Origin of the sequence: Pseudomonas glycinae, from assembly GCF_001594225.2 — a bacterium.
Classification (GTDB): domain Bacteria; phylum Pseudomonadota; class Gammaproteobacteria; order Pseudomonadales; family Pseudomonadaceae; genus Aquipseudomonas; species Aquipseudomonas glycinae.
This window is the reverse complement of record NZ_CP014205.2, coordinates 3,120,664-3,136,439: the sequence shown is the minus strand read 5'-3', so window position 1 is coordinate 3,136,439 and position 15,776 is coordinate 3,120,664. Positions and strand designations below refer to the sequence as shown.

Here is a 15,776-nt window from a genome sequence, read left to right as displayed (position 1 = left end):
GGCTACTTCGAAGTCTCGCCACAGCTGTCCTGTGGCGAGACTTTTTGTTGCCCGCCCACGACCCAGCGATAGAAGTAATCGGCAATCACCCGCCCGCCCGTGGCCGGCAGCGGATGAATCTTGTCCGGCCCGATCATGGCCGCCGCGTAGCGTTTGACGTCGGTGCCGAACGCGCATTGCAGATTGGCATAACCCAGATGCTGCTCACGGGCCCAGGGCTCGATGACCTGCGCATAAGCCGACATCGGATAGGCGCTGGAGCGGGTGGTGTCCTGGCGCAGGATCAGGTTGATGCTTGCCGCCGGCTGAATCTCGCGGAGCATGCCGACCAGCCCCTGAACGTTATGCAGATACTGTTCGGGCTTCACGCCAAAACCCTGATCGTTGCCACCGAGCATGATCAGGTAAATGTCTGCGGGGATCTTCGATACCACGGCTTTCCACTGCGCCTGCCAGCGAGCATCGTCGTGATAGAAATCAGCGGACGCCGCGCCGGACGCCGCCAGTTTCGAGACCCGAACCCCGTTCTGATCGTTGCTCAGCCACAGACCGAACAGGGTCGGCGCGCCTTTCACCACTTCCAGCCTGAACGCCCAATCGGTCGCGGCCGACGTACCGGGCAGCGGGACTTCCTGTACGCCCTCGCCCGCGAGTTTCAACGGCTGCCAGTCGGCGGAGGGTGACCAGCGATAACGCAACTCACTGGACTCACCGTTGCCGAGGTAGAGCAGTTTCGCCTGAGTGACCGCGGTGTTGATGGCAGGCGTCGGGCTGGCCTCGACTTGCAGCCAGGCGCCGGGCCGGCCGGTCACCGTACGGCTGTCGGGGCTGGCCTGGCCGAGGCCGGAGACCTGCCAGTCGCCGCCGAAGTATTTCTCACTGCTGCGGGTGTACTTGAAATGCGTACCGCCGAGCGCTGCGCCGTGGTTAAAGCCGACGTAGCCCGGCCCGGCAAACCCGACCTCCCCGGCCACGCGCTGCACCAGTTTGTTCAGGTAGAAATCCTGCCCCGCGCTGTAGCTGTCGCCGATCACCGAGATCGACAACACCTTGCCAGCCTTGCCTTCGCGCCACTGGCCAAACCGCTCGCGAGCGTCGCCGACCTGCACCACCGACGCCGCCACCGGCGGCACCTCATCAACAGCCAGCATGAATCGCTTCCTTCATCGGGTCTGCGCCACCGGAGCGATAGTTGCCGCCGGTTTCTTTTTCGTCGCCGCACGTTCGCCGAGAAACAGCACGGAAGTGAAGTTGAACCGACTGAAAATCATCGACAACACCACCGGCCCGAGCAAACCACACGTCAAACCGCAGAACACCAGCACGCTTTCGTCTTTCACACCCAGGCGGCCGAGGATCGAACGCGACGTGGCGGCGAACAATACGTGAAACAGGAAAATCGCGTAGGAGTAACCGCCAAGCCAGGTCAGCGCCTTCGAGCGCATGTCACTCGACAGCAACGCGATGCACGACACGCAGCCCACCGTCAGGCCGATCAGGCTGCGGCGGTCGACAATCAGCTCGCGATCCACCGCCGCCACGTACAGCAGCGTCAGCGAGATCAGCACAAACACCAGCGGGCCGATCACCTTGAACGTCTGCTTCAGCTCGCTGACTTTCTCCTGGCCGATCATGCCTGCCACGAAGAAAGGCAGCAGATAAATCGCCCCGTTGATACCGAACGCATCCACCGGAAACGCTGGCAACAGGAACACCGCCGCCGCGAAGGCGAACAGCAGATACAGGCGCGTCGGTGTACGCAGCAGCCCACGCCATTCCAGCAGGCCGACGAACATGAAGATGATGAACACCGCCTGCAAGAACCAGAAGTGGTTGATCGGCACATAGAACGACAACAGCGCATCCATCACGCTGACGTCCTTGTTCACCCCCGGCCCCACCGCCTGCAACACCGAGAACGGCACACCCACGCAAAACAGCGGCACGATCAGGCGTCGCACCTTGCCGCTGAAGAACACGGAAAAGTCATTGCCGCGAATCTTGTAGAGGGAATAGATGTAGCCGGAGATGAAGGTGAACAGCGGCATGCGCACGTACACCATCGAATCGGCGATCACCCGGAACGGCGAGCCGATGTCGATTTTCAAACCACCGCCCAACGGCCCGATCACGTGATAGAGCACCAGCAACAGGCACGCCAGGCCACGCAGGGTTTCGATCTCCAGGGACTTTTTCTTGCTCGACATAAAGCACCCGCCTCAATTCAGAATTCTTGATTCAACCTTCGCCGGTTTGTTCGCCCGCAGCATCAACCCCAGGCCCACGAACAGCACCGGCACCACCATCGAAAAGTGCCGGGCGAACGAGCCGAAGTCCGGTTCGAACAAGCCTTGAACCAGCAGGAACGCCAGCGGAATCGCGATCAGTTCCTTGGGTTTGGTCTGGATCGGTGCACCCTTGTAATCGGTCGAGGTGATGACTTTGAACAGCAGCAGTGCGGTCATGATCATCAACGCGACGAAGATCACCTGACCCGGCCCGGACAGCAGAATCAGCTCTACGGGGAACGACAAGCGGAAGAAAATGATCATTGAGTCCAAGGCCTGCGAGACGAAGTCGCTGCCGCTGAGCCACGAGACGATCAGCGATTTGGAACCCTCCTCGCCCGCCGTGCGCAGTTCGTTGTTGCTGGCGCGAATCGATGAAACCGGAAAGCCCAGCGCCAGCTGAATCGCCATCGCAACCGCGAGATAGAACAGGAACAGCATCAGGAAGAAGGTCGTGCGCGAGACGTATTTCTTCATCACGCAGACGCCGACCCAGGACAGCGAAAACAAAATCCAGTAGGGCCGGATCAGCACGCCGTAGATCACCGCCGAGAGGAAAAAACCGCCGCGATATTTGCGCGTCAGCGAGCTGAACAGAATGCTCAACACCGCCACCGACACGATGATTTCCTTGGTCAGGTTTTCCAGAAAAAACGAACGCACGATGCCCCACAGGCACAGGGTGCCGAAGATGGTCAGCGGCATGCGCCGGAACACCACCACGGGAATCGCCGTGAGGAAAAAGTTGCAGAACATCCCGTAGGCCCAGGCGTTGGTCAGGTTGATCCCGGTGGGCCGCAGCAGGAATGCCGAACACTCGTAGGACGAGCGATCCGGCGAGAACGGGTTCCAGAAATTACAGTTGTCGGCCCGGGCATAGGACGACCACAGGGTCATCGCGTCCGGGCCCGGATCGCGCGGCACCAAGAGCGGCATCGCCACCGACAGAAACAGCCCGGTGAACAGGATCAGGAACGACAGCGACGAATCGAGACGGCGGCCGCGAAACTCGATGCACGGCAGTTTCAGGCCCATGACACGACAGCCTTTTTCGCGCGAGTGGCGCGAGTCAGCAACGCAATCACGCCGAGCTGCACGATGATCGCAAACACGTTGCCCCAGGCCGCGCCGTAGATCGACCAGTGCTTGATCAGCAGGTAACTGACCGGCACTGAAACCAACAGACAAATGGCCGCACTGGCGAGGGACACCCGGCTGTTTTTCGAGGCGATCAACCCGCCCCAGACGATGTCGCCAATGGCACGCAGGGCGAAGGAGAAAATCAGCACGCCGAGAATTCCGTTGTCCGGACGCGGAACGCTGGTGGCGACGTAATCGAGCACCACGTTGAAGAACAGATAAATGCCCACCGCGACCGCCGCCGACACCGCCAGCGACCGCGCGACCCATTTGTTCACGAACAACTGCCGGACCGTGAACGGTTGCTGATCGGCCTGATAACGCTTGGCGAGCAGCGGAATGCCGACCACCGCCACCACCGCGTAAGACAACGCCTGCAAGGTGTTGGCCGCCGACCACGCGTACACGTATTTACCGAGGCTGGCGTAGGGTTCAAGGTCGATGATCAGAAAGCGCTCGGCATACTGACTCAGGGCGATCAGACCCGTGCCGAGGTAAAACGGCAACCCGGCTTTCCACACGGCCGCCGTCGCCAGGGTTCCCTCTTCCCGCCCGCGATGAACATTCACCACAATCAAGTAACCGGCGACGATCACCAGCACGTTGGCGATGACCCACAGCCACAGCACGCTGGCGATTGCGGACACCCAGCCGAGCGCCATTCCGCCCACGGCCAGCAGCGCCCAGAGCCCGGTCTTGATGAAAAACAGCAGCGCACCCGCCGTGGCTTTCTGTGCAGAAAACACGAACGAGTTGATCTCGAATGACAGGTGTTCGGTGAGCAGCACCAGCGTCACGCAGGCGATCAGTGCGGTGGTCGCTTCCACCGACTGGAACAGCGAATAGATCACCACCGTCAGCACCGACAACGCCAGGCCCACGGCCAGGTACAGCAGCAGCACTTTGTCCACGACCCGGCGCGAACTGCCGCCCACGCTGATCAGCCGGTTGATCTCGGAACTGAAACCGACGCTGTAGAACTTCGACGCGATCAACGACGCCGCGACCACCACGCCGTAAAAACCCAGCGCCTCGTAACCGAGATAATGGGTGATGGCGAGCACCAGCAAGAACTTCGCGCCCAGTGCCCCGCCCCGCAGCAACAGCCGGAATATCATCGAATGACGCCCTTGATGATGTCGTCCATGGCCACGGTTTTCGCCTCGATCTCGCGGCAGGTGTCGGTCAGGCGTTTGCCGAAATTCGACAGCGCGTCCGGCGCGTAAACCGTGTCGATGATGGTGTCGACATTGATGTCGCCGCCGTTGATGACCCAGTCCTCGACGCCCATGTCCTGATAGGCGCCGAAGCCTTTGCGTTCGTAGCTGATGTGGTACGCCGGCACGCCCGAGAGCAGCGATTCGATCGCGCCGTGCAGGCGTACGGAAATCACCAGGTCCGGTTGGTATTTGGCCAGCGTTGCCTTCAACGGCAGCAAGTCTTCGGTGATGCCCAGTTCGCGATAGAACGCGCCGTCATCGTTACCGCGCACCGCGCTCTGTACGGCGCAGACCACTTTGCTTTTGTTCTTCAAGCGCTGCAGCAGCACCTTCAGGTTGGCCACATAAGCCAGCTTCTTTTCCTTGCTCCACGCTGGCGGCTTGCGCAGCACCACGCACACCGTGGCCGGCGTCGAGGCGCAGCGGGTGAACTTGGGTTGCTGAAGGATCTTGCCGGCCAGCGCCTGCACCGCGAGGTCCGGTGCGCGGTAGACATTTTCACAGGCATCGAACAGCGCCGAGGAACGGTTATCGCGCACAAACACCGCATCGGCGCTGGCGTAGTGGCCGACGATCTTGTCGCTGTCGCCGTGGAACGGCCCGATGCTTTGCGGCAGGTACACCGACGGCACTTTGCTGAGGATCGCGGTTTCCAGTTGCTTGGCGTGGCCGAGTTTCAGCTTGATGTGCTCGAAGGCACTTTTCGAGCGCATGTAGCCGCCGCCGACGCCGACGATCAGATCGGTTTTCTTCAGCAGATCCGCCAGCCCGGCGTAGGACTGATTGAGAAACACCGCCTGTTTGACTCGGCCCAAACCCTTGGCCGCCATCACCGGCGCGTCGAAACGCGGGTGCGGCAGGTACTTGAAAGAGTCCGGATCGGACGCAACCACGCTGATCGCGGTGTCTTCGCCAAAGTTGCGCTGCACCAGGGCGATGGCCAGATCGACCAACAGACCATCGCCGGAATTGGAGGCACTGTAGCCATGCAAAATCGTTACGTTCATGAGCGGAGTTCTACTTAATAAGAGGGAGCGGAATACACGTCGTAGGTCTGGCGGATCATCAACGCGGCGCTGAAACGCTCGCGGACGATGCGCCGACCTTCGATGCCGAGGGCCGACAACGCAGGCTTCTGGATTTTCTTCAGGCGCTCGGCCAGCGCCTGGTGATCACCGGCGGGGAACACGTAACCGGACACACCATGGGTGACCAGTTCGGGCAACGACGTGCAGTCGCTGGCGATCACCGGCAGGCCCAGCGCCATGCCTTCCAGCGGCACCATGGCAAAGCCTTCCCAGCGGCTCGGGACGATCAGCGCATCGGCTTTCCGATACAGCGCGTGTACCTCGGTTGGCGTCACCCAGGGCAGGTATTCCACCCCGTCCAGCGGCGGACATTCGACGACGTCCTCGTTCACCGCGCTGCCCACCACCGTCAGTCTCAGGTCGCTGCGCTGTGCTTCGCTGTAGGCCTTGAGCAATACGTCGAAGCCTTTCTGGTAGTCGAGGCGACCGACGAACAGCAGATGAATCGGTGCCGGATCAACGACTTTGCGTTCTTCATCCTTGTGGTCGATGCCGTTGTAGATCAACGTCATGCGCTGGCGCTCGATGCCAAACTTCGCGGCCTTGTCCAGCTCGAACTGGCTGACACAGATGATCTTGTCCGTGACCTTCTGCAGCACCCGCTCGATCCACGCATAGACTTTCTGCTTGATCGGCGAGCTTTCCATCAGGAACGAAAACGCATGGGGGCAGTAGACGATTTTCGGCTTGCGCCACGGCCGCAAAAGCACGCACACGCAACGGCCGATCACCCCGGAAAAGGTGCTGTGCAAATGCACCACATCCGGTTTTTCCTTGAGCAGGACCCGCGCCAGTTGCCAGGCGAAACGCAGCAGCGACGGCACATTCCGCCCGCTTCGGGCGAAGGTGCGGATCCGCTGTGGATCGATGCCGTGCAGTTCTTTCTTCTGGTCGAGCGGGACCAGATACACCAGCTCATAGCGCCCGTCTTCCGGAGCCGCCGAAATCGTGCGGATGACTGTCGCCACCCCGCCTTTGATCGTTTCCGCCACGTGCAGTATTTTTTTCACAACCCACCCACTTTCATGCCTGTAAGGACCGTCGCTGAGATTCATGACTGGTCGGACGCGTATTCGTAGTTGTAATAGCTGCCGTTGCCGTAATAGCTGGCCGCGCGCTTCTCGACGCCGTTGAACACCGCGCCCTTCAACTCGATACCGTTCTGGGCGAAACGACGAATCGTCATTTCGATTTCCTTGACCGGGTTCACCCCGAACCGCGCGACGATCAGACTGATGCCGGCTTCGCGACCGACAATCGCCGCATCGGTCACCGCCAGCAGCGGTGGCGTGTCGATGATCACCACGTCATAGCGCTCGCTGAGTTGCGCCAACAGGTCGCGGAAATTCGCGTGCATCAACAGTTCGGAAGGGTTGGGCGGGACCTGGCCACGGCTGATGAAGTGCAGGTTGTCGACTTCGACCTTGTTGATCGCCTGTTCGAGGGTGCAGCGCTTGACCAGCAGATCGGACAAACCGTTGGTGATCGGCGTGTTCAGCGTTTTGTGCAGATGCCCCTTGCGCATGTCGGCGTCGATCAGCACCACGCGCTGCCCGCTCTGCGCCATGACCGCTGCGAGGTTGGAAGAGACGAAGGTCTTGCCGACCTGCGGGCTCGGGCCGGAAATCATGATGCGGTTGTTGGTCGAATCCAGCGCCGCGAAGTGCAGGCAGGTGCGCAGGCTGCGAATCGATTCAATGGACAGGTCCGTCGGGTTGCGCAGGGCCAGCAGGTACGCCGGCGTGTCCGCCGCGACTTTGGCCCGGACTTTTTTGCTGTCCTCTTCCTGTTGCAGGGCGCTGTAGGGAATCGACGCGTAGACCGGCAAGCCAAGCTGCTCTATGGCTTCCGGCCCTTCCAGGCCCTTGCTCAGGGATTTGCGCAACAGCACCAGCGCCACGCCGACGAAGGCGCCGAGGAAAGTGGCGATCAACACGATCAGGGCTTTTTTCGGTTTGACCGGGCTGGTCAGGTCGACGTCCGCCGTATCCACCAGGCGCACGTTACCCACGGCACCGGCGCGAATGATGTCCAGCTCCTGGGATTTGTTCAGCAACTGGGTGTAGATCTGCGAAGCGACTTCGACATCGCGGGTCAGGTTGAGCAGTTCCTGCTGCGTGGCCGGCAGGTCCTGAACCTTGCCTTCCAGCGAGCGCTGTTGTTGGGTCAGTTCACCGATCTGGGTCATCAGCGCGCGATAGGCCGGGTGCTGCTTGGTGAACTTGCGGTCCATCTCCGCCTGCTGCAGTTTCAGCTCGGAAATCCGCGTTTCGAGCGCCACGGACTGACCGAGGACTGATTGGGTTTCCAGCGAGATGTTCACGGTCTTGCCGTGGGTCTGATAGGCGTTGAGCGCGTCGCTGGCCTTGGCCAGATCACGCTTGACCTGCGGCAACTGGCTTTGCAGGAAGGCCAGGCTCTGCGCCGCTTCGGCCGAAGTCCGGCGCACGTTCTGATCGACGTACAGCGCGGCGATCTTGTTGAGGATCTTCACCGCTTCGGCGGCGTCGCTGCTGGCCAGGGCCAGACGGATGATCCCCGATTCCTTGCCTTGCTCGGAGATGTCCAGCGCGTCTTGATAACCCTGAATGGTCACGATTCGTGGGTAGCGCACCACTTCGAAACGGGTCCCGGGGTTGGCCAACAGCTGCGTGATCTGCCCTTCTACGCCGTCCTGGGCGAAGGCTTCGCCTGCCACGCCGTCGACCAGCAAGTTGTCGTTGTCGTCCAACAGCTGAAAGCGATGCTGCTCGCCGGCAATCAGGGTGAGCTTCTTGCCCAGCAATTCCTTGGGCAGATTGAGCTTGGCAAACTCCAGGCGTTCACCGCCCCAGGCGTAGCTGCTCAGGCCGAAACGCGGCGGCGCGACGCTGAGTTCGGTCTCACCGCGATAACGCCGGGAAAGAAAGCCGCCGATCAGCGGGAAGGTGTTGGGGGTGACGTCGATGTCCAGGCGCAGGTCGTCGACTGTCTTGCCGATCACCGCGCGGGATTTGATGATGCCGATTTCGGTCACCGACGGCGATTGCCCGCCGAGCATGCTGTTGAGGTCGGAAAAACCGAGCATGTCGTTCTTTTTCGGTTCGACCTGCACCAGCGCATTGGCCAGATACACCGGCGTGGCCAAGATCGCATAGGCCACACCGGTCATCATGAACGCGCCGGTGAACGCACCGATCAACCACTTCTGATCGATCAGGCTGCCGAAGATGCCGAGAAGATCAATACTGTCTTGATCATTTTCACGGGTGCCGATTACTGACGGTAACTGCATAAGTCTTTCTTACCATTCACTGAACTGAAGAATATTCATCAACGCGCCAGGCGTTGCGCCCATGAGCTAACAGCATCTTCAATCAATGCATGGGCATGAATAAAAGCGGCTTGCCCCTGACGATACGGGTCCTGTATTTCTCGTTCGCTCTGCCACTTGCCCAGCAGAAACACTTTGCCCCTGGCGTGAGAGGCAATCTTCAGTACTTGATTAACATGTTGTTTTTCCATCACCAGAATCAGGTCTGATTCATTGACGATGTCCGCTGTCAGTTGCCGCGCCTTGAACCCTTCGGCACTGTGGCCGCGCTCTTCCAGCACCTGGCGCGCGGTCGACTCCATGCCTTCGCCGACCCGCGCAGACAGGCCCGCGGAGGTCACACTGATCGCCGAGGGGGTCAGCGCATTGCGCAACAGAAGTTCCGCTGTCGGACTTCGGCAGATATTGCCTACGCAAACGACAAGAATCTTTTTGAACAAGGTTTACTTTCCCGTGTAATGTCAATCGGCCAACATGCCTTGCAAATTCGAGTGAACCCGCAAGACCTTCCTTCACTCGGAAATAGATTCACCCCTTAATACCGATGCATTAAGTACCACGGCCTCTAAAAGTCTCCCAACCAGAATTACCGGACTAAAAATAACTGTGATTTTCAGGCGAAAGTTTTCCGACAAAAAATAACATTCGTGCACTTAGTATCCTGATCGCCCTCGAAACCTGTGTAACGAGATAACCCTTCGCTAGATGTCATTCTCATCAGGAGAGCCGACATGAAATCAGCACATCTCAAACATCTGGGTGCCGCCACCCTGTTGATGCTCAGTGCTAACGCACAGGTTCACGCCAGTACGCTGTTCCCGTCATTGCCCACCCGAACCATCGGCGTGCAGGTCAAGATCCAGAACTTCACCCCGACCGACGCCGAGCAGATCAAAGCGGCCGGATTCAGCTTTGTGCGCTTCGGCGTCTGGAGCGACAGCCTCGGCGCCAAGGCCTATCAGAAACAGATCAGCGATGCGTTTGCGGCGGCTCGCTCCGCCGGGTTGCCGGTCTTGATGACCGTGCGCGCCACCAAGCCGTTGAGCGGCGACCTGGCGACCGCCGGCGAGGCCTTCGCCAACGCGGTAACCGGGCTTGAGCAAAGCTGGAGCGCGCAACTGGTAGGGATCGAAATCTGGAATGAGCCGGACCTCGACACTTACTGGCCCACTGGGGACTTCAAAAACACCTTCGTGCCGTTCATGACGGCCATGTGCAAGACGCTGCAAGGCAAGCCGCAATCGACGCCCCTGGTGGGATTCGGTTTCGCCCGTCCACCGACGGCCGGCTCCGCCTCGACCGTGGCACTCAACAGCATTCTCGGCACGTATCCCGAGTGCCTGGACGCCATTTCCTATCACCCCTACGGCATGACCGTGACGCAGATCAGCAACGCGCAGACCTTCATCCAGCAAAACTTCCGTCTGCCGGGTGTTATCAGTGAATGGGGCGTCTCGGCGCTCGCTTCAAACGGTGGGCCGGAAGGGCAAGCCAGTAAAATCTCCGCGTTCATCGCCGATGTTAAAAAACTCAACATTCCGCTGACGTCGATTTATGAATGGAAGAACAGCGAATCGGGCAGCAACGACCGGGAGAAGAATTTCGGCCTGCTGACCTCCGACGGCCAGCCGAAACCGGCACAGGCGGCGGTCGCGACTCATTTGAACGCCGATTGAGCGTTACAGCGGGTCGGTTGCTTTGAACCTGTGATCCTTTTTGGCATCGTATTGATCGATAACGCGCCCCGCCTTTCAAACAGCCGTTTTCAGGTTGTTGCCACCGGGGCGCTCGATACGCCGACATGCCCTTGAGTGGCTGTCGGCGCTCGGGTAATGTCACCAGACCCATAGGACAGAGCACGCTCATGACTTCCAAGCTGGAACAACTCAAACAGTTCACCACCGTCGTGGCCGACACCGGCGACTTCGAAGCGATTGCCCGGGTCAAACCGGTCGACGCCACCACCAACCCTTCCCTGCTGCTCAAGGCAGCGGCGATTCCGGCCTACGCCGAACTGCTGAACGCCAGCGTGCGCGACTGCAAGGGCGATGTCGGCTTGGCCAGCGACCGTTTCGGCGTCGCGGTCGGTCAGGAAATCCTTAAAGTGATCCCGGGCCGCATTTCCACTGAAGTGGATGCGCGCCTGTCGTTCGACCAGGACGCGGTGCTCAAGCGCGCCCATCGCCTGATCGAGCTGTATGACAAGGCCGGCGTTGGCCGTGACCGCGTGCTGATCAAGATCGCTTCGACTTGGGAAGGCATCCGCGCCGCCGAGATCCTGGAAAAGGAAGGTATCCAGACCAACCTGACCCTGCTGTTCTCCTTCGCTCAGGCCGCTGCCTGCGCCGATGCCGGCGTGTTCCTGATCTCGCCGTTCGTGGGCCGCATCTACGACTGGTACAAAAAGGCCAACGGCAACGACTACACCGGTGCCGACGATCCGGGCGTACAGTCCGTGACGCGCATCTACAACTACTACAAGGCCAATGACTACAAGACCGTGGTCATGGGTGCGAGCTTCCGCAACCTCAGTCAGATCGAGCAACTGGCCGGCTGCGACCGCCTGACCATCAGCCCGGACCTGATCGAGAAACTGGCGGCCGACACCGGCAAGCTGGAACGCAAACTTGCTCCGGGCCATGCCGGCGAAGCGCGCCTGAGCCTCAACGAAGCGCAATTCCGCTGGTTGTCCAACGAAGACGCGATGGCTACCGAGAAACTGGCCGAAGGCATTCGTCAGTTTGCCCGCGACCAGGAAAAACTCGAGGCGCTGCTGCAAGCCAAGCTGTAATCAGCCGAGCGCAAACGCAAAAAGGGCGAACCCTCACAGGTTCGCCCTTTTTTGTGCCTGGCGGATTGATCGATCAATGCCGCTCGAGGGCATTCACCAGGTCATGGAAGGCTTCGCGGTTGGAGTCGTTCAGGCCCATGAGGATCTTGTGCGCTTCAAGCACCTTGATCCGCACCACCTCTTCCGACTGATCCTGATCCGGCAGATCATCAAGGCATTCCGGGCACGGCACGGGATGATTGACGATATTGAACACCTGCTCGAAACCCATCGACTGCAACAGACGGGTGATGTCCTCGTGGGTGGTGACCACGGTCGGCAGCAGGCCGACCTTCTGCCGCGACAGGATCGACAGCTTGGCCAACAGGCCCAGGGTGGTGCTGTCGATGCTGCGGGTTTCGGTCAAATCGATCACGATCGCGTTGAAATTCAGCGCGGTGAAGATTTTTTCAATAGTCGCATCCAACGCCGAACACAGGGTCAGGCGAACTTCACCGACGAACTTCAGGACGAAGGTGCCGTCCTGCTCGGCGAACTGGATTCTACCGGTACTCATCAAAGATTCCTGCTCAACACCAACAGGGCGATATCATCCGGCATCTCCCCTAGCGTGGCCAATCCAAAAACCTGCCGCAGACCATCCAGGCTGCCGCCCGCCGACTTCACCTTTTGCGGCAAAGCGGCTTCTTTCTCTTTGAGTGTGGGCTCTGGCAAAAGATCCAGAATGCCATCAGACATCAGCGTCAGGCTGAACGTCGGTGGCAGCTCAAGCACGTGGTCTTCGTAGGTGGCTTCGTTGAAAAGCCCCACCGGCAGACCGCGCCCTTCGAGGTAGCGAACACTGTCAGGCGTGTACAACACAGGCAACGGCAGATGGCCGCCGATGCTATAGGTCAACAAACCGGTCTCCTCGTCGATGACTCCACCGACCATTGTGACGTGTTTACCCAGCTTACAACTGATCAGCCCCCGGTTGATATGACCGAGGACTTCCGAAGGCTTGAATTCCGGCAGCGTGCCGTTGCGCTTGGATTCGAACAGCAAGCGCGTGGTCATGAACTTCAACAATACGGTGACGAACGCCGAAGAAGCACCGTGACCGGAAACGTCCGCCAAGTAGAACGCCACCCGGCGCTCGTCGACCCGAAAGTAGTCGACAAAATCACCCGACAGGTACAGCGACGGGATGATCTGGTGCGCGAACCTGAACTCGTCGATGGCCCACGGACTTTCCGGCAACATGTTCATCTGCACCTGGCGACCGGCGTTCTGGTCCTCCTGGAGCAGGTTCAGGCTGGCTTCGAGTTCGCGGTTGGCCTTTTCCAGTTTCTCGCGGTAGCGCTGGTTTTCCAGCAGCAGGCGCGCACGATCCAGGGCCCGGCGCACGGAATGCTCGAGCACGGCCAGATCTTCGAGAGGCTTGATCAGGTAATCCGCCGCGCCCAGTCGCAGGGCCTCGACCGCGTCGTTCATCACGCCGGCGCCCGAGACCACGATCACCGGAGTCTGCGGTGACCGCTCAGTGACCTGACGGATGAGTTCGAGACCGCCCATCTGCGGCATGCGCAGATCGCAGATGACCAAGTCGGGCGTGTCTTGCTCGAATACCTGAAGACCCTGCTGGCCGTTACTGGCCTGCAAGACGCTGAAACCACTGTCTTCCAAATAGGCCGCGAGGCTCGCGCGCACTACTTCGTCATCATCGATTATCAGCAGCGTGGCACTGGTTTTTGGCATGTGGGCAAACGGCGCCAGAATTAGGTTGGCGTAGCAGGCGGGGCAACGGCCCGGCACAGACTACTGGATTCGCTTTCTAGCCTCTCTGCTGCACCGCTTCGGAGCGTTCGTCCCGCACACGGTTGCACCAGAGGTGCCCTTCTAAGGCGCAGACGGTACTCCCATCCTTCGAGCGTTTCAAGCATGCGCCGATGGTCGCTTGGAGACTTTGTTTGTCAAATCACTCGCAGTTATAAGAACGGCTTCAACCGTAACCCAATCATTGGACGCACCCACAAAAAAGGCGACCTCGCGGTCGCCCTTTCATATCGATCAATCGAGATCAGAAATCGTCTTCAACCTGCCCGTCCTTGACCTTGAACTCGCGGTTCTGCAGGTAGGCGTTGCGGATGAAGGTGTACTTGTCGCCGCTGATCAGCTTCTCGCTCGACAGCAGGCTGGCGCGGGTATCAACGATGTTCAGGCCGAAAATCGAGTTACGCACCGGCACATCGTTGATGTAGCGGTACGGGCCGGTGAAGCTGTCGACGTACTTGGACGGCGCGTCGCGCAGGGTGCTCGGGCCCATCAGCGGCAGCATCACGTAAGGACCGCTGCCGACGCCCCAGTAGCCGAGGGTCTGGCCGAAGTCTTCGTCGCTGCGGTTCAGGCCCATTTTGGTGCCGACGTCGAAGAATCCGAGCAGGCCGAAGGTGGTGTTGAAGATCAGGCGCGCGGTGTCGACGCCGGCCGCAGCCGGTTTGGCCTGAAGAATGTTGTTCGCCAGGTTGGTGACATCACCGACGTTGCGGAACATGTTGTGGATGCCGTCTTCCAGGAATTGCGGAGTAACAAATTCGTAGCCCTGCGCCAGCGGCTTCAGCGCATAGGTGTCGACGAAATCGTTGAACTGGAAGATCGGACGGTTGACGCTTTCCCAAGGGTCTTCTTCCGTTGCGGCTTGAGCGGCGAACGGCACCAGCATCACGCTGGCACATACACAAAGCTGAGCAAGAGGATGGCTCCAGCGCATAGAAAACTCCTTGGATAGTACGGACGCAGCACCTGGGCCGCGGCGATTAGTGCGTCAGTATAAGACGGAAACGGCACTTTAGGCAGTTCCCCCGGTGAAACCCTCTGTAGGACGTTTCGTCACTGGCCTGTCATGCAACTGTCACCGATGTTGCCTAGCCTGATCGCTATTTCAGGGACGTTTTCCATGCCTCAAGCCGAAGCCTTGCCCCTCGCGGCACCGACGCTGACCGCCGTGCTGTTCGGACTCAGCGGCTGTCTGGTGGACTTCGGCGCCCGCGCCCGTCATCACACCAGCGTCGGCCCGGAACACGCCGACGTCACACCCGGCGCCCTGGACAGCCTGCGCAGCCTGCAGCGCCAGCAAATTCCCTGCGCCTGGCTGGATGAGTTGTCTGCAAGCTTCACTCAAGTGCTGTCATCCACACTGCCTGACTGGATCAAACCGTCGCAACATTCGGCAACAATCAATCCATGGCCGGCGCCAAACGCCTGCTGGCAAGCGCTGATGGGCTTGAATGTCGGTCGCCTCGACGGTTGCGTATTGGTCAGCGGCGAACCGCGCCTGCTGCAATCGGGCCTGAATGCCGGGTTGTGGACCATCGGCCTGGCGTCCTGCGGTTCACTGTGCGGCCTGGCGCCAAGCGAATGGCAGGCCCTGAGCCAGAAGGAGCGCGAACAGCTGCGCGGCAAGGCGACGGTGCAGCTGTTCGGCCTGGGCGTGCACTCGGTGATCGATCATCTGGGCGAACTCGACACTTGTCTGGCGGACATCAACCTGCGCCGCCTCAAAGGCGAAAAGCCCTGACCGGGATCATGCAGGTTGGCCAAGAGTGGATTAGTCTTAAGGAGAGCCATAGACCTTTGGCGCACGGCTGCGGTCTATGCCAGTGCCTCTCGATAAAAGGAAACAACCATGCCCGCTCAAGAACTGCAGAAACAGCTCAATGCCCTGCGCGAGCAACTGGATCAAAATCCTCCGCTGACCGAAGCCGAGCGCGCTGATCTACATGCCCTGATGAAACAGATCGAACTGGAACTTGAACTGGAAACCAAAACCAAGGACTCCAACATTGCCGATGGTGTGAACCTGGCCGTTGAGCGCTTTGAAGTTGATCACCCCACCATCGCCGGCACACTGCGCAACATCATGAATTCCCTGGTCAGCATGGGCATCTGAAACCCGCG

The 15,776-nt window shown here is 59.9% G+C and carries 15 protein-coding genes; 4 read left to right on the top strand and 11 right to left on the bottom strand.

The annotated features are described in order from the left end of the window. Nucleotides 1–2 precede the first annotated feature (2 nt). Genes AWU82_RS14105 through AWU82_RS14070 form a run of 8 tightly spaced genes read right to left on the bottom strand, consistent with a single transcriptional unit; the run spans nucleotide 3 to nucleotide 9,489 of the window. Nucleotides 3–1,151: an SGNH/GDSL hydrolase family protein gene (locus tag AWU82_RS14105; RefSeq protein WP_064381060.1), complete on the bottom strand. Its 1,149-nt coding sequence runs from the start codon at nucleotides 1,149–1,151 to the stop codon at nucleotides 3–5. A 12-nt stretch (nucleotides 1,152–1,163) separates the two neighbouring features. Beyond that, complete coding sequence (locus AWU82_RS14100; RefSeq protein WP_064381063.1) at nucleotides 1,164–2,207, bottom strand: acyltransferase family protein; 1,044 nt, start codon at nucleotides 2,205–2,207, stop codon at nucleotides 1,164–1,166. A gap of 12 nt (nucleotides 2,208–2,219) precedes the next feature. After that, complete coding sequence (locus tag AWU82_RS14095) at nucleotides 2,220–3,323, bottom strand: hypothetical protein (protein WP_039772770.1); 1,104 nt, start codon at nucleotides 3,321–3,323, stop codon at nucleotides 2,220–2,222. After that, the gene (locus tag AWU82_RS14090) at nucleotides 3,314–4,546 is read right to left on the bottom strand and encodes an MATE family efflux transporter (RefSeq protein WP_064381064.1); all 1,233 of its coding nucleotides are present in this window, start codon (nucleotides 4,544–4,546) and stop codon (nucleotides 3,314–3,316) included. Before AWU82_RS14090 ends, AWU82_RS14095 begins: the two co-directional genes overlap by 10 nt. Next, complete coding sequence (locus AWU82_RS14085; RefSeq protein WP_039772772.1) at nucleotides 4,543–5,655, bottom strand: polysaccharide pyruvyl transferase family protein; 1,113 nt, start codon at nucleotides 5,653–5,655, stop codon at nucleotides 4,543–4,545. The genes AWU82_RS14090 and AWU82_RS14085 overlap by 4 nt, the downstream gene beginning before the upstream one ends. Before the next feature lie 14 nt (nucleotides 5,656–5,669). After that, the gene (locus tag AWU82_RS14080) at nucleotides 5,670–6,746 is read right to left on the bottom strand and encodes a glycosyltransferase (RefSeq protein ID WP_064381066.1); all 1,077 of its coding nucleotides are present in this window, start codon (nucleotides 6,744–6,746) and stop codon (nucleotides 5,670–5,672) included. A gap of 41 nt (nucleotides 6,747–6,787) precedes the next feature. Then, entirely contained in the window at nucleotides 6,788–9,010 is a 2,223-nt protein-coding gene (locus AWU82_RS14075) for a polysaccharide biosynthesis tyrosine autokinase (protein WP_064381069.1), read from the bottom strand. 38 nt (nucleotides 9,011–9,048) lie between these two features. After that, nucleotides 9,049–9,489 (bottom strand): low molecular weight protein-tyrosine-phosphatase, encoded by a 441-nt coding sequence (locus AWU82_RS14070; RefSeq protein WP_011335170.1) that lies wholly within the window; start codon nucleotides 9,487–9,489, stop codon nucleotides 9,049–9,051. Between the two features lie 291 nt (nucleotides 9,490–9,780). Here AWU82_RS14070 and AWU82_RS14065 point away from each other — a divergent pair, with 291 nt between their 5' ends. Both AWU82_RS14065 and tal read left to right on the top strand, forming a co-directional pair. After that, entirely contained in the window at nucleotides 9,781–10,725 is a 945-nt protein-coding gene (locus tag AWU82_RS14065; protein ID WP_064381071.1) for a hypothetical protein, read from the top strand. Nucleotides 10,726–10,913: 188 nt separating this feature from the next. Beyond that, nucleotides 10,914–11,840: a transaldolase gene (tal, locus tag AWU82_RS14060; protein WP_011335172.1), complete on the top strand. Its 927-nt coding sequence runs from the start codon at nucleotides 10,914–10,916 to the stop codon at nucleotides 11,838–11,840. A 73-nt stretch (nucleotides 11,841–11,913) separates the two neighbouring features. Here the strand turns inward: tal and rssC are convergent, their stop codons facing one another. From rssC to AWU82_RS14045, 3 genes are all read right to left on the bottom strand, one after another. After that, complete coding sequence (gene rssC / locus AWU82_RS14055; protein ID WP_003226553.1) at nucleotides 11,914–12,396, bottom strand: anti-sigma factor antagonist RssC; 483 nt, start codon at nucleotides 12,394–12,396, stop codon at nucleotides 11,914–11,916. Beyond that, the gene (gene rssB, locus AWU82_RS14050) at nucleotides 12,396–13,577 is read right to left on the bottom strand and encodes a two-component system response regulator RssB (protein ID WP_041475374.1); all 1,182 of its coding nucleotides are present in this window, start codon (nucleotides 13,575–13,577) and stop codon (nucleotides 12,396–12,398) included. Before rssB ends, rssC begins: the two co-directional genes overlap by 1 nt. A gap of 322 nt (nucleotides 13,578–13,899) precedes the next feature. Beyond that, on the bottom strand, nucleotides 13,900–14,589 hold the full coding sequence (locus AWU82_RS14045; protein WP_011335174.1) for an MlaA family lipoprotein: 690 nt from the start codon (nucleotides 14,587–14,589) through the stop codon (nucleotides 13,900–13,902). A gap of 186 nt (nucleotides 14,590–14,775) precedes the next feature. On the opposite strand from AWU82_RS14045, the gene pcrP reads away from it, so the two are divergent. Continuing rightward, the gene (gene pcrP, locus AWU82_RS14040; RefSeq protein ID WP_064381073.1) at nucleotides 14,776–15,396 is read left to right on the top strand and encodes an HAD superfamily inactivated hydrolase PcrP; all 621 of its coding nucleotides are present in this window, start codon (nucleotides 14,776–14,778) and stop codon (nucleotides 15,394–15,396) included. A gap of 108 nt (nucleotides 15,397–15,504) precedes the next feature. Then, nucleotides 15,505–15,768, top strand: coding sequence for a DUF4404 family protein (locus tag AWU82_RS14035; RefSeq protein WP_011335176.1), 264 nt, complete (start codon nucleotides 15,505–15,507; stop codon nucleotides 15,766–15,768). Nucleotides 15,769–15,776: the final 8 nt, after the last annotated feature.

Excerpts from the sequence above, each read along its gene's own strand:
- AWU82_RS14075 (WP_064381069.1), bottom strand. The coding sequence starts at position 9,010 with ATGCAGTTACCGTCAGTAATCGGCACCCGTGAAAATGATCAAGACAGT.
- AWU82_RS14095 (WP_039772770.1), bottom strand. The coding sequence starts at position 3,323 with ATGGGCCTGAAACTGCCGTGCATCGAGTTTCGCGGCCGCCGTCTCGAT.
- rssB (WP_041475374.1), bottom strand. The coding sequence starts at position 13,577 with ATGCCAAAAACCAGTGCCACGCTGCTGATAATCGATGATGACGAAGTA.
- AWU82_RS14035 (WP_011335176.1), top strand. The coding sequence starts at position 15,505 with ATGCCCGCTCAAGAACTGCAGAAACAGCTCAATGCCCTGCGCGAGCAA.
- AWU82_RS14085 (WP_039772772.1), bottom strand. The coding sequence starts at position 5,655 with ATGAACGTAACGATTTTGCATGGCTACAGTGCCTCCAATTCCGGCGAT.
- AWU82_RS14045 (WP_011335174.1), bottom strand. The coding sequence starts at position 14,589 with ATGCGCTGGAGCCATCCTCTTGCTCAGCTTTGTGTATGTGCCAGCGTG.
- tal (WP_011335172.1), top strand. The coding sequence starts at position 10,914 with ATGACTTCCAAGCTGGAACAACTCAAACAGTTCACCACCGTCGTGGCC.
- AWU82_RS14065 (WP_064381071.1), top strand. The coding sequence starts at position 9,781 with ATGAAATCAGCACATCTCAAACATCTGGGTGCCGCCACCCTGTTGATG.
- rssC (WP_003226553.1), bottom strand. The coding sequence starts at position 12,396 with ATGAGTACCGGTAGAATCCAGTTCGCCGAGCAGGACGGCACCTTCGTC.
- AWU82_RS14100 (WP_064381063.1), bottom strand. The coding sequence starts at position 2,207 with ATGTCGAGCAAGAAAAAGTCCCTGGAGATCGAAACCCTGCGTGGCCTG.
- AWU82_RS14090 (WP_064381064.1), bottom strand. The coding sequence starts at position 4,546 with ATGATATTCCGGCTGTTGCTGCGGGGCGGGGCACTGGGCGCGAAGTTC.
- pcrP (WP_064381073.1), top strand. The coding sequence starts at position 14,776 with ATGCCTCAAGCCGAAGCCTTGCCCCTCGCGGCACCGACGCTGACCGCC.
- AWU82_RS14105 (WP_064381060.1), bottom strand. The coding sequence starts at position 1,151 with ATGCTGGCTGTTGATGAGGTGCCGCCGGTGGCGGCGTCGGTGGTGCAG.